The organism is Polynucleobacter necessarius (assembly GCF_900096755.1).
Taxonomy (GTDB): Bacteria; Pseudomonadota; Gammaproteobacteria; order Burkholderiales; family Burkholderiaceae; genus Polynucleobacter; species Polynucleobacter necessarius_K.
Genome location: NZ_LT615227.1, coordinates 479,199 through 492,349, shown reverse-complemented (window position 1 = coordinate 492,349; position 13,151 = coordinate 479,199). Strand labels below are relative to the sequence as shown.

Below are 13,151 nucleotides of genomic sequence, written 5' to 3'. Positions count from 1 at the left end.
AACTTTCCAGGAATCCTGCCAGTATCAGGTTTGCTCAATTAAAATGCTTATTTATCAAATATGTCGCTATGAACGCCCCATTAGCTTTGAACCAGTTGTTGGACGCTGAGGCAGGTTCCCCCCGCCTGCGTGAAATTCCCTACAACTACACCTCCTTTTCTGATCGAGAGATTGTTATTCGTTTGTTGGGCGAGGAGTCATGGCGCGTTCTAAATGATCTGCGCGGTGTTCGTCGTACTGGCCGTTCTGCGCGAATGTTGTTCGAAATCCTGGGGGATATCTGGGTAGTTCAGCGCAACCCCTTCTTGCAAGATGATTTATTAGATAGCCCAAGCCGTCGTCAACAGCTAATTGATGCGCTCTGGCATCGCCTGGGCGAAGTTAAGAAAAGAAATATTGGCGACTCTACTGAGCAAGTAGAGGTGCTGTTGAGTGCTGCGTATCGCGCAATTGAAAATTTTGAAAATGGTTTTAAAGAAGTTGAGCAGATTCGTAAGCGTGCTCGCAAAGAATTAGGCCGCCATACTGCTGCAGACAATATTTGTTTCGATGGCGTATCTCGTGCTGCGCACGTTACTGATGCAACTGACTGGCGTGTTGAGTTTCCGCTAGTTGTTCTTAAGCCTGATTACGAATCTGAAATCCCAGGCTTAGTTAAGGCTTGTATTGCATTAGGTCTCACGATTATTCCTCGTGGGGGAGGCACTGGCTATACCGGTGGCGCAATTCCGCTTTACGCAATGTCTGCGGTAATTAATACAGAAAAGCTACAAGACATTGGTGGCGTTAAATCTAAGCAGTTACCTGGGCTTGACCGCGAAGTTTCCACAATCTTCACTGGCGCAGGCGTTGTTACACGGCGCGTATCAGATGCTGCAGAGCATGCTGGCCTTGTCTTTGCGGTTGATCCTACCTCTGCTGATGCAAGTTGCATTGGCGGCAATATTGCAATGAATGCTGGCGGTAAAAAAGCAGTGCTTTGGGGTACCGCTCTTGATAACTTAGCTAGCTGGCGTATGGTTGATCCGCAAGGCAACTGGTTGGATGTTGAGCGTCTTGAGCACAACATGGGCAAGATCCATGATGTGACTACAGTACGTTTTCAGTTAACTTGGTCCGATGGAAATAGTGAGCCGGGTCAGCGCATTCTTAAAACAGAATTGCTAGAGGTTGAAGGTAAACGTTTCCGCAAAGAAGGTTTAGGCAAGGACGTTACGGATAAATTTTTATCTGGCTTGCCTGGCGTACAAAAAGAAGGTTGCGATGGTTTGATTACTAGCGCAACTTGGGTATTGCATCGCATGCCGAAGTTCATGCGTACTGTTTGTCTTGAATTTTTTGGACAAGCGCGCGAAGCCATTTCAAGCATTGTTGAGATTAAAGCTTACTTGGATGGTTTAAGCAAGCAGGGCGGCCCAATCTTGGCTGGTCTTGAGCATTTGGATGATCGCTATTTGAGAGCGGTGGGTTACTCCACTAAATCCAAGCGCAATAGCTTGCCAAAAATGGTATTGATTGGCGATATTGCTGGAGATGACGAAGAAGCGGTTGCTGCCGCAACTAGTGAAGTAGTGCGCATGGCGAATTTGCGGGTTGGCGAAGGATTTGTTGCTGTTAGTGCTGAAGCCCGTAAAAAGTTCTGGCTTGATCGTGCTCGTACAGCTGCAATTGCCCGTCATACCAATGCATTTAAGATCAATGAAGATGTTGTGATTCCCTTGCCACGTATGGGTGAGTACACCGATGGCATTGATCGCATCAATATTGAACTCTCTCTTAAAAATAAGCTGCAAGTACTAGATGGCCTAGAAGCTTTCTTGAAAAAGAGTGCTTTGCCGTTGGGTAAGAGTGACGAGGAATATGAGATTCCAACCGCAGAAATCTTGGGAGATCAGGTTCAGCAGGCTTTAGAGCTTATTGCCAGGGTGCGGGCACGCTGGGCTGATTGGCTCACGCAGATGGATACGTATTTCCCGCAACTACAAAACTATAGCTTGCGCGCCTCTTGGAAAGAGGAAGTGCGATCTGAATTGCGCATCATCTTTGGTGGTCTTGCATTCGAGCCTATCCTAGCTGAGCTCGAGGCCATTCATAAAAATACTTTGCGTAAGCGTGTATTTGTGGCTTTGCATATGCATGCTGGTGATGGCAATGTTCACACCAATATTCCTGTGAACTCTGGTGACTATGAGATGTTGCAAGATGCTCATCGTGCTGTAGATCGCATCATGAAATTAGCGCGCTCACTAGATGGCGTTATTTCTGGAGAGCACGGCATTGGTATTACCAAGCTAGAGTACTTAACTGAAGCTGAATTAAAAGACTTCCGTAGCTATAAGAACCGCGTTGATCCTGAAGGCCGCTTTAATAAAGGCAAGTTGATGCCGCATGCGGATCTCAGCATGGCGTACACACCAAGCTTTGGTTTGATGGGTCATGAGTCCATCATCATGCAGCAAAGCGATATTGGAGCAATTGCCGATAGCGTTAAAGATTGCTTACGTTGTGGTAAATGTAAACCTGTTTGCTCAACGCATGTGCCACGTGCAAACTTACTTTACAGCCCACGCGACAAGATCCTCGCAACTTCTTTATTGATCGAAGCCTTTCTTTATGAAGAGCAAACCCGACGCGGTGTTTCGATTCGTCACTGGGAAATGTTTGATGATGTTGCTGCACACTGCACTGTCTGCCACAAGTGTTTAACGCCTTGCCCGGTCAATATTGACTTTGGCGATGTGACCATGAACATGCGCAATCTCTTGCGTAAGATGGGGCAGCAGCGCTTTAATCCTGGTACTGCTGCATCCATGTTCTTCTTGAATGCAACTAGTCCAGAAAGCATTAATCTTGCGCGCAAGACCATGATTGGTTGGGGTTATAAGTTGCAGCGTTTGGGTAATGATGTGTTGCGTAAGTTTGCAAAACAACAAACCGCACATCCTCCCGCAACGGTCGGCAAGCCAAGCGTTAAAGAGCAGGTAATTTTCTTTGTCAACAAGAAGATGCCTGGCAATTTGCCGAAGAAAACAGCCCGCGCTTTGTTAGATATTGAAGATGCGAACTACGTTCCGATTATTCGAGATCCTAAGACCACTTCTGCTGATACTGAGGCAGTGTTTTATTTCCCGGGCTGTGGTTCTGAGCGTTTGTTCTCGCAAGTTGGCTTAGCCACACAAGCTATGTTGTGGAATGTTGGCGTGCAAACTGTTCTTCCTCCAGGTTACCTGTGCTGCGGCTATCCGCAGCGTGGAAATGGCGACTTTGATAAAGCTGAGAAGATGATTACGGATAACCGTGTGTTATTCCATCGCGTTGCCAATACGCTCAATTACCTAGATATCAAGACCGTGGTTGTTTCGTGCGGCACTTGTTACGACCAATTGGCTGGCTATCAGTTTGAGCAGATTTTCCCTGGTTGTCGCATTATTGATATTCATGAGTTCTTGGCTGAGAAGGGCGTGAAGCTCTCTGGCGTTACAGGCGTGAAATACATGTACCACGATCCTTGCCACTCTCCAATGAAGTTGCAGGATCCATTGAAGACGGTCAATGAGCTGATTCAGTTAGAGGATAGCAAATCTATTCAGAAGAATGATCGTTGCTGTGGGGAGTCTGGAACTCTTGCTGTGACGCGTCCTGATATTTCCACTCAAGTGCGCTTCCGTAAGCAGATTGAGATGGAAAAAGCTGCCAATGATTTGCGCAAAGGTGATTTCACTGGTGATGTCAAAGTCTTAACTAGCTGCCCATCCTGCTTGCAAGGTCTCACACGCTTTGATGCTGATAGCGATACAACAGCTGATTACATTGTGGTTGAAATGGCTCAGAAGCTGCTTGGCAAAGAATGGATGCAAGACTACGTAGCCAAGGCAAACCAAGGTGGTATCGAGAGGGTTCTCGTTTAATGATTCCAAGTAATGTGGTTGTGCATCAGCAATCTAAAGTCTTAGAGCTCTCTTATGAGAATGGCAATACTTATCGCCTACCTTTTGAGTTGTTAAGAGTGCTGTCTCCTTCCGCTGAAGTACAAGGCCATGGCCCTGGACAGGAAACATTGCAAACCGGCAAGCGCGATGTTCTGATTGCTCATCTCGAGCCAGTGGGGCACTATGCGCTCAAGCCGAGCTTTTCAGACGGACATGACTCTGGGTTGTATACATGGGATTACTTATTGTTCCTGTGTGAGAACCAGGAACAATTATGGAAAGAGCATTTAGATAAATTGGCTGCTGCAGGTCTTGATCGGGATGCGCCTATGGTGCAAGCTGGACATTCGCATGGCCATTCTTGTGGAAGTCACTAATGAGTAAAACGCACTTCGGTTATCAAAGTGTTGATGAGGCTGAGAAAGCCGGCAAGGTTGCTGAAGTTTTTCATTCGGTAGCAAGTAAATATGATGTGATGAATGACTTGATGTCTTTTGGATTGCATCGTCTTTGGAAAAAAATTACGATAGCGCGTGCAAACGTTCGCCCGGGCCAAAAGGTATTGGATATTGCCGGTGGCACTGGTGATCTAGCCGCTGCATTTGCTAAAGCCGCCGACTGGGGTCGCAACCCTGACGCTCAAGTTTGGTTAAGTGATATCAATGCTTCCATGTTGGGAGTTGGCCGTGATCGTTTATTGGATCGCGGTATGGCTCTGCCTTGTGTCCAGTTTGACGCTGAGAAGATCCCTTTCCCAAATAATCATTTTGACGTAGTGACAGTGGCATTCGGTTTGCGCAATATGACTCATAAAGATGTTGCTTTAGGTGAAATGCGTCGTGTGATTAAGCCGGGCGGTCGAGTTTTGGTATTGGAGTTTTCCAAGCCGGATGCTTTTTTACAGCCGGTATATGACACCTATTCTTTTAAGGTGTTGCCATGGTTGGGCGAGAAAATTGCACAGGATTCAGAAAGCTATCGCTACTTGGCAGAATCTATTCGCATGCATCCAGATGCGCAAACCCTCAAAGAAATGATGTTGGGAGTGGGTTTTGATGAAGTGGAAACCCACAGAATGACTGGGGGTATCGTCGCCTTACATATTAGTATTAAATACTGATAGTTGTATAGTTTTTAAAGTCTTAAAAACTAAAGAAGTTGAGTGGTTATAAGAAGGAGTAAAGATTAATGAATAAACATTTTTTTAAAGCTGCGCTTTTAAGTCTGACTTTGGTATTTGCAACGGTTGGCCATGTTGAGGCTGCACGTTTAGGCGGCGGCAAAAGTATCGGACGTGCACCTAGTGCCCCAATGCAAAAACAAGCTGCGCCAGTTCAAAAGCCTGCGCAACAAGCTCAACCTGCAGCTCCAGCTCCGGCCCCTCAAACTCCAGCACCAAGTCGCTTTGGTGGAATGGGTGGCATATTGGGTGGCTTAGCAGCTGGCTTAGGTATCGGCTATCTTTTGTCCCATTTTGGTTTAGGTGAAGCGGCCCCTTCTTTGATCACCGGTTTGCTCATTGCGATGTTGGCAGGTTTTGCAATCATGTTTGTGATTCGCAAAATGTTGCCTGCAATGTCTGGCGCTGGTCAGAATTCGAATATCCCATCACAGGGTATGCAGCGTAGCAATGCCGAGATCCAAAGACAGGAGCCGGCATTTACTCCTGCGGCAAATGCATTTGGTGGTGTTGGCGCTGCTCCAGAACCATTTCAGTCTACTTTGCCGCCTGGATTTGATCAGCAAGCTTTTTTAGAAAATGCAAAGCAGTATTTTATAACTTTGCAGAAAGCTTGGGACCAGGGCGATCTTGCATCTTTGCGTGAATTTACAACGCCTGAGATGTTTGCAACGATTCAGCAGGATTTGGCGGGCCGAACTGATGGCAGCAATCAAACCGATGTTGTTACTATCAATGCCCAGCTCTTGGGAATTGAGACTGCAGATGCTCACTATTACTGCAGCGTTCAGTTCGGCGGGATGATTCGAGAGCAACAAGGCACTCCTGCGAGTGATTTCTCTGAAATCTGGAATTTAAGTAAGCCGGTAGATGGCCCTGGCGGCTGGGTACTGGTGGGTATCTCCCAGTTGGTTTAAGCCTTTAGGTACTTGCCGTCGGAAAACCCGCACTAGTGCGGGTTTTTTACACTCATGAATACACATTTTTCGACTACCCACACAATTGCTTCTGGCGCTGCATGCCGGGGTATTAACCATGTTTTGGGGAGTGAGCCTTGGGCATCTGCTGAATTGGCTCGCCATGCGGGTAAAACCATTTTGTTACAGCTGCCCCTGGGTAACCTTTGTTTTGAGATAAAGCCTGACGGTTTATTGGTTAGCTTGAAAGAGAGCGACTCCCCTTCACTGACTTTGGAAGTTTCTGCCGCGGCATTAAGTGATTTGGCTGGTAGCTCTGGCTCCTTGAGGGAGCAGGCTTTTAAGGCCGTCAAAATCACCGGTGATGCTGACCTTGCGCAGTTATTGGCTCGCCTAGCCGGCCAGCTGCGTTGGGAGTATGAAGAAGATTTGGCTCGCCTAGTGGGTGATGCGCCTGCTAACTTTGCGGTTAGACAGGGTAAAAAGTTTGTATCTGCAACTCGTTCTGCAGCTGCTGATTTGCTGGACAATGTAGTGGAGTATGTCAGCGAAGAAAAGAAAGGGCTTTTAAACAAACGAGACTTTATGGTTCGTAAATCCGAATTAAGTGAATTGCGCGAATCTGTGGATCGCATCGAAAAACGTATTCAATTCTTAGAGCAAAAGGCTAAATAAATCGTGCGTCGAATTGCTCGTCTCTTTTTCATTTTCTTTACCGCTTGGCGCTATAGCTTGTTGCCACTCCTGCATGATCTCTTAAAGCCCGGAATTCGTCGTGGCTTTTTAACTGCCCTTTGTTGGGTTTCTCCAGGCAACCACTTGCCTAGAGGTGAGCGTATCCGCTTAACGCTAGAGGCTCTTGGTCCTATTTTTGTAAAGTTTGGACAAGTCCTTTCTACGCGCCGCGATTTATTGCCCGAAGATATTGCAAATGAATTGACTAAGTTGCAAGACCAAGTTCCGCCATTCTCAAACGAAGAATCTCGTCGCTTGATTGAGCAAGACCTGGGGCAGCCGATTGAAGAAGTTTTTGTTAGCTTCGATGCAACGCCAGTAGCCAGCGCTTCGGTAGCGCAGGTTCACTTCGGAGTGTTGCGTGGCACGGCCAAGCACCCTGAGTGGGAAGGGCGCGCAGTCGCTATTAAGGTTTTGCGCCCTGGCATTCTGCCGGTGATTGAAGGCGATCTAGCCTTAATGTATGACTTGGCCAAGGTTATTGAAAAAAGTTCCGAGGATGGTCGTCGTCTCAAGCCTCGCGAGAACGTTTCTGAGTTCGATACTTATTTGCATGATGAGTTAGATCTCATGCGCGAAGCAGCAAATGCAAGTCAGCTTCGCAGGCAGTTTGCAGACTCGAAGCAGTTAATGATTCCAGAGATGTATTGGGATTTATGCCATACCAATGTCATTGTCATGGAGCGAATGTATGGCGTCTCCATTGGTAAAACTGCAGCTCTGCGAGAGGCTGGTGTTGACTTTAAAAAATTAGCCGCAGATGGCGTTGAAATATTCTTTACGCAAGTATTTGAGTATGGATTTTTCCATGCGGACATGCACCCTGGAAATATCATGATTAGCTTGGAGCCGGAAACATTTGGCCGCTTCATCTCGCTTGATTTTGGAATTGTGGGTGCTTTGAGTGAGCCAGATAAAAATTATTTGGCGCTGAATTTCTTGGCATTCTTTAATCGTGATTACCGCCGCGTTGCTGAATTGCACATCGAGTCCGGTTGGGTTCCTGCTAATACGCGGGTTGAAGAATTAGAGGGCGCAGTACGTTCTGTTTGTGAGCCGTATTTTGATCGTCCGCTAAAAGAAATTTCCTTGGGCATTGTCCTGATGCGTCTATTCCAAACGTCGCGACGTTTTAAAGTGGAAATTCAGCCTCAACTGACTTTGTTGCAAAAAACCCTCCTTAATGTGGAGGGGTTAGCTCGTCAGCTCGATCCCGACCTAGATCTTTGGAAAACGGCAAAGCCAATTCTGGAGAAGTGGGTGAGCAAGCAGTTGGGTTGGCGCGGTTTACTGGATGGCCTTAAGGAAGAGGCACCAACTTGGGCCAAAATCCTGCCAACCTTACCCCGCTTGATTGCAGAGAGTCTGGCCCAGAGCCGGGTTCAAATAAAAGACCAAAATGGTGAATTAGAGGTCTTAAAAGCCCTTTTGCTCCAGGAAAGACGTATACACCGCCTTTTGGTGGGTGCTTTGCTCTTTGCTGGCGGGTTTTTGGCTGGAATTTTGATCATCGGCCTGGGCATTTATTAGTCTCTCGCTGGTTGGTTGGCCGCTAACCCGCTAAAATAGCGGGTTAGGCAGAACACATGAAAAAATACTTTATCGCAGGCATCCTCGTTTGGGCACCATTGTCGATCACCGTTTGGGTGATTGCTTGGGGCTTGGGCTTGCTTGACGGCGTATTTGGATCCGTGATGCACGCCATCATCGTGGTTCTTCCCCATGATGCTGCGGTAGATGTTCAGAATTTCCGTGATCTACCAGGCGTTGGCATATTGATCGTGATTGCGGTCATCATGCTTACAGGTCTAGTAGCAATTAGCTTTGCTGGGCAATGGTGGATTCGGATGTGGAATAAGCAGATTAATCGCATTCCAGTTGTGCGCTCTATTTACTCTAGTGTTCAACAAGTTTCATCCACTTTATTTTCTGGAAGCGGCCAGGCCTTTAGTAAGGCACTATTGATTCGCTATCCCCATGCTGATTCTTGGGTGATTGCATTTCAAACGGGCACTCCTGCAAAAGAAGTGACTGCTAAATTAGGTGAAGATTACATTAACGTATTTTTGCCAACAACCCCAAACCCCACCTCTGGTTTTTTCATGATCGTGCCACGTGCACAAACGATTGAATTAGAGATGAGTGTGGAAGAGGCTCTGAAGCACATTGTTTCAATGGGTTCTGTTCCCCCCTCTAGTGGTTTAACTGCATCCCAGTTGCCACACCATTTTTGATTTATAGGAAATTGTTATGTCGATGCGAAGCCATACCTGCGGCCAGGTAACTGATTCACTCATTGGTCAAGAAGTCACCCTCTCTGGATGGGTAAATTGCCGCCGTGACCACGGAGGCGTTATCTTTATTGACTTGCGTGACCGCGAAGGTTTCGTACAGGTAGTTTGCGATCCAGATCGCCCAGAAATGTTTGCGCTTGCTGAGCAAGTGCGTAGTGAGTTTTGTATCCAGATTAAAGGTCTTGTGCGCGCGCGTCCTGCTGGTACTGAAAATACCGATTTGGTAAGTGGAAAAGTAGAAATTCTTTGCCATAGCTTGGTGATTCTGAATGCTTCTGTAACGCCACCATTCCAGATTGATGATGAGAATTTATCTGAGACAACTCGCTTGACTCATCGCGTACTGGATTTGCGTCGTCCACAAATGCAAAAGAATTTGCGCTTGCGTTACAACGTAGCGATGGAATGCCGTCGTTATTTAGATGATGCTGGTTTTATCGATATCGAGACGCCAATGCTCACTAAGAGCACTCCAGAGGGTGCGCGTGACTATTTAGTTCCATCTCGCGTGCATGATGGTCAATTCTTTGCATTGCCACAATCTCCTCAATTATTTAAGCAGTTGTTGATGGTGGCCGGCTTTGATCGTTACTACCAAATTACAAAGTGTTTCCGTGATGAAGATTTGCGTGCGGATCGTCAGCCAGAATTTACACAGATTGACTGTGAAACAGCTTTCTTGAGCGAGCTAGAGATTCGTGATTTGTTTGAAAACATGATTTGTCATATTTTCAAGAAGACAATGAATGTAGAGTTGCCTAACCCATTCCCAACCATGCCTTATTCAGAAGGTATGGCGCGTTTTGGCTCTGACAAGCCAGATTTACGTGTAAATTTCGAATTCACAGAATTAACGGATTTGATGAAAGACGTTGATTTCAAGGTCTTCTCAGGCGCTGCTAATCAAGTTGGTGGCCGTGTAGTGGGATTGTGCGTTCCTGGCGGAGCTGAAATCAGCCGTAGCGAAATTGATGACTACACCCAGTTCGTAAGCATCTATGGTGCTAAGGGCTTGGCTTGGATTAAGGTGAATTCTGTTGCTGAAGGCCGTAATGGTTTGCAGTCACCAATCGTCAAGAATTTACATGACGCTGCGATCGAAGGCATCTTGAAGCGCACTGGCGCAAAAGACGGCGATATTATTTTCTTCGGTGCTGATAAAGAAAAAGTAGTGAACGATGCTATTGGTAATTTACGTCTGCGCATTGGTCAGTCCGCTTGGGGTAAAGAGCATGGCCTCTTTACAGAAGGTTGGAAGCCATTGTGGGTAGTGGATTTCCCAATGTTTGATTACGATGAAGGCGAAGCCCGTTGGGTTGCTTGTCACCATCCATTTACTAGTCCTAAAGATGAGCACATGCAGTACTTGGAGACTGACCCAGGCAAGTGCTTAGCCAAAGCTTATGACATGGTTCTGAACGGTAGTGAAATTGGTGGCGGTTCTGTACGTATTCACCAAGAAGCGGTTCAAAGCCAGATATTCCGTGCATTGAAGATTGATGCAGAAGAAGCTCAAGCGAAGTTTGGTTTCTTGTTGGATGCACTCCAATATGGCGCGCCTCCTCATGGTGGCATCGCGTTTGGTCTGGATCGTATCGTCACCATGATGACTGGTGCAGAATCAATTCGTGATGTGATTGCTTTCCCTAAAACGCAACGTGCACAGTGCTTATTAACTCAGGCTCCTAGTCCAGTGGACGAGCGTCAGTTGCGTGAGTTGCACATCCGCTTGCGTCAAGCTACGCCTGCCGCGTAATACAAATACAGCAATACTCCTTTGAAAATCCCTATTTCGGTTTTAGTAGTTATCTATAAATCGAATGGGGATGTTTTATTAATAGAGCGCGCTGATCGTGCTGGTTTCTGGCAGTCAGTAACCGGCAGCCTTGATGCTCTGGACGAAGATCTTGCTCTGGCCGCTACCCGCGAGGTTTGTGAGGAAACAGGTATTGCGGTAGATTCCTTGCCCAAGGGCGCCTTGCAAAATATGCATCATCAAATTGAATATGAGATCTATCCTGAGTGGCGTTTTCGATATGCCCCTGGTGTAACTCGTAATATTGAGCATTGGTTTGCACTGCAAGTCCCCGATAATACTGTGGTTAAGTTGGCGCCAAGAGAGCATGTGGCTTATGAATGGCTACCTTATCAAGAAGCTTCTCTGAAATGTTTTTCTCGCAGCAACGGCGAGGCTATTTTGAAGTTGTTCTCAGCAAGCTAAGCTAAATCCAATTTCTAATTAGGAATAAGATAGAGCGATGAGACATTCATCGGGACATCATCACAGTAACGCAGATTCAAAGACGCCTCAACGAGGTGACTGGCGCGTTATACGCGACCTACTGCCTTACCTTCTAGAGTATCGCCTTCGAGTAATGATCGCCCTGAGTTGCTTGGTTGCGGCTAAGGTGGCCAATCTGGGCATTCCGATTGTCATGAAAGAGTTAATTGACTCTTTAGATATCAAAGCAAATTCCCCGCAAGCGCTTCTGGTGGTTCCTTTGGGAATTATTGTTGCTTATGGTCTTTTAAGAATTTCTGCATCTCTATTTACAGAATTGCGTGAGGCCTTGTTTGCCAAGGTTACACAGAATGCTGTTCATAAAGTCGCACTTCAGGTATTTGAGCATTTGCATTCTTTAGCGTTGAGCTTTCATCTAGCGCGTCAGACTGGTGGCGTCAGTCGAGATATTGAACGTGGGACTCGCGGCATTCAGTCGCTGATTTCTTATTCGTTGTATAGCATCTTGCCAACATTGATTGAGTTTTGTTTGGTGCTTGGCTACTTTGCATATTCATACGACATTTGGTTTGCTGCCATTACTTTGTCCGCTCTAGTTCTTTATATCGCTTTCACGATTGTGGTGACAGAGTGGCGTACGCACTATCGCCGCACCATGAATGATATGGATTCAAAGGCTAACCAGAAGGCCATTGATTCTCTATTGAACTTTGAAACGGTGAAGTATTTTGGTAACGAGGCTTTTGAGGCTAGTCGTTACGACGAAAATCTGCTGCGCTACCAGGCGGCAGCGGTGAAGTCACAAAAGACCTTGGCCTTTCTTAATCTTGGCTAGCAGATCATTATTGCAGTTGGTCTGATGCTGATTTTGTGGCGTGCGACCGTAGGTGTAGTCAACGGCACAATGACCCTGGGCGACTTGGTGCTGGTTAACACCTTAATGATTCAGCCCTATATACCGCTCAATTTCTTGGGTGTCATTTATAGAGAAATCAAACAGTCGTTGACTGATATGGATCGTATGTTCTCTTTACTCAATACGGATAAAGAAATCGCTGATTCACCAGATGCAAAGCCATTGCAAGTTCAGAACCAAAGTGACGGCCCCGATGTTCGCTTTGAGCATGTGTCTTTTCACTATGATGCCAAGCGTGAGATTTTGCGTGATGTGAGTTTTAATATTCCCGCAGGAGCGATTACAGCAGTAGTAGGCCAGAGCGGTGCTGGTAAAAGTAAAGTACTTTGGCTCGACTGTTATTTCGCTTTTATGATGTTCAGTCAGGAAAAATCCAAATTGATGGACAAAATATTCAGGATGTGACACAGGCCAGCTTACGTAAGGCTATTGGGATCGTTCCGTAAGATACCGTTCTGTTCAATGACACGATTGGCTACAACATTGCCTATGGCAATCCCTCAGCAACAATTGAAGAGGTGCAAGAAGCGGCAAGGGCGGCTCAAATTGACGGCTTCATTAAACGCTTGCCAGAGGGTTACGACACTCAAGTGGGTGAAAGAGGCTTAAAGCTTTCTGGCGGTGAAAAATAACAGGTAGCAATTACTAGGACACTACTTAAAAAGCCGGCGATGTTGATATTTGATGAGGCCACTTCAGCCTTGGACTCCAAAACAGAGCGCGCTTTTCAGGAAGAGTTGTTAAGTTTGGCGAAGAATCGCACAACACTCATCATCGCCCATCGACTCTCAACGATTGTTCATGCAGATCAAATTCTAGCGATGGATCATGGGCAAATTGTGGAACGAGGAACCCATATGGAGCTACTTGCGCTTAAGGGAAAATATGCAGAGATGTGGCAAATGCAAGAGCGCGCTAGTCTTAATTAGAATAGCTTG

9 protein-coding genes and 1 pseudogene are annotated in these 13,151 nt (G+C 46.4%); all 10 read left to right on the top strand.

All coding sequences use genetic code 11. The features are described 5' to 3' along the window. Positions 1-68: 68 nt before the first annotated feature. The 10 genes and pseudogenes from DXE27_RS02490 (at position 69) to DXE27_RS02445 (ending at position 13,142) form a co-directional block, all read left to right on the top strand. Complete coding sequence (locus tag DXE27_RS02490) at positions 69-3,908, top strand: DUF3683 domain-containing protein (protein ID WP_128112772.1); 3,840 nt, start codon at positions 69-71, stop codon at positions 3,906-3,908. Then, on the top strand, positions 3,908-4,306 hold the full coding sequence (locus DXE27_RS02485) for a gamma-butyrobetaine hydroxylase family protein (RefSeq protein WP_128112771.1): 399 nt from the start codon (positions 3,908-3,910) through the stop codon (positions 4,304-4,306). Before DXE27_RS02490 ends, DXE27_RS02485 begins: the two co-directional genes overlap by 1 nt. Next, on the top strand, positions 4,306-5,049 hold the full coding sequence (ubiE, locus tag DXE27_RS02480) for a bifunctional demethylmenaquinone methyltransferase/2-methoxy-6-polyprenyl-1,4-benzoquinol methylase UbiE (protein WP_128112770.1): 744 nt from the start codon (positions 4,306-4,308) through the stop codon (positions 5,047-5,049). The genes DXE27_RS02485 and ubiE overlap by 1 nt, the downstream gene beginning before the upstream one ends. A 68-nt stretch (positions 5,050-5,117) precedes the next feature. Continuing rightward, complete coding sequence (locus DXE27_RS02475; protein ID WP_128112769.1) at positions 5,118-6,026, top strand: Tim44 domain-containing protein; 909 nt, start codon at positions 5,118-5,120, stop codon at positions 6,024-6,026. Between the two features lie 54 nt (positions 6,027-6,080). After that, positions 6,081-6,701, top strand: coding sequence for a ubiquinone biosynthesis accessory factor UbiJ (locus DXE27_RS02470; RefSeq protein ID WP_128112768.1), 621 nt, complete (start codon positions 6,081-6,083; stop codon positions 6,699-6,701). Positions 6,702-6,704: 3 nt separating this feature from the next. Further along, complete coding sequence (ubiB, locus tag DXE27_RS02465; protein ID WP_128112767.1) at positions 6,705-8,291, top strand: ubiquinone biosynthesis regulatory protein kinase UbiB; 1,587 nt, start codon at positions 6,705-6,707, stop codon at positions 8,289-8,291. Positions 8,292-8,347: 56 nt separating this feature from the next. After that, complete coding sequence (locus tag DXE27_RS02460) at positions 8,348-8,995, top strand: DUF502 domain-containing protein (RefSeq protein ID WP_128112766.1); 648 nt, start codon at positions 8,348-8,350, stop codon at positions 8,993-8,995. 16 nt (positions 8,996-9,011) lie between these two features. After that, a complete protein-coding gene (gene aspS / locus DXE27_RS02455) occupies positions 9,012-10,811 on the top strand; it encodes an aspartate--tRNA ligase (RefSeq protein ID WP_128112765.1) in 1,800 nt (599 codons plus the stop codon). A 21-nt stretch (positions 10,812-10,832) separates the two neighbouring features. Further along, positions 10,833-11,276 (top strand): dihydroneopterin triphosphate diphosphatase, encoded by a 444-nt coding sequence (gene nudB / locus DXE27_RS02450; RefSeq protein WP_128112764.1) that lies wholly within the window; start codon positions 10,833-10,835, stop codon positions 11,274-11,276. 37 nt (positions 11,277-11,313) lie between these two features. Next, positions 11,314-13,142: pseudogene (locus DXE27_RS02445) on the top strand (ABCB family ABC transporter ATP-binding protein/permease). Positions 13,143-13,151 lie beyond the last annotated feature (9 nt).

What these genes read in the sequence shown, in the direction of transcription:
- ubiE (WP_128112770.1), top strand. Translation starts at nt 4,306, where the DNA reads ATGAGTAAAACGCACTTCGGTTATCAAAGTGTTGATGAGGCTGAGAAA.
- DXE27_RS02460 (WP_128112766.1), top strand. Translation starts at nt 8,348, where the DNA reads ATGAAAAAATACTTTATCGCAGGCATCCTCGTTTGGGCACCATTGTCG.
- DXE27_RS02485 (WP_128112771.1), top strand. Translation starts at nt 3,908, where the DNA reads ATGATTCCAAGTAATGTGGTTGTGCATCAGCAATCTAAAGTCTTAGAG.
- aspS (WP_128112765.1), top strand. Translation starts at nt 9,012, where the DNA reads ATGTCGATGCGAAGCCATACCTGCGGCCAGGTAACTGATTCACTCATT.
- DXE27_RS02490 (WP_128112772.1), top strand. Translation starts at nt 69, where the DNA reads ATGAACGCCCCATTAGCTTTGAACCAGTTGTTGGACGCTGAGGCAGGT.
- DXE27_RS02470 (WP_128112768.1), top strand. Translation starts at nt 6,081, where the DNA reads ATGAATACACATTTTTCGACTACCCACACAATTGCTTCTGGCGCTGCA.
- DXE27_RS02475 (WP_128112769.1), top strand. Translation starts at nt 5,118, where the DNA reads ATGAATAAACATTTTTTTAAAGCTGCGCTTTTAAGTCTGACTTTGGTA.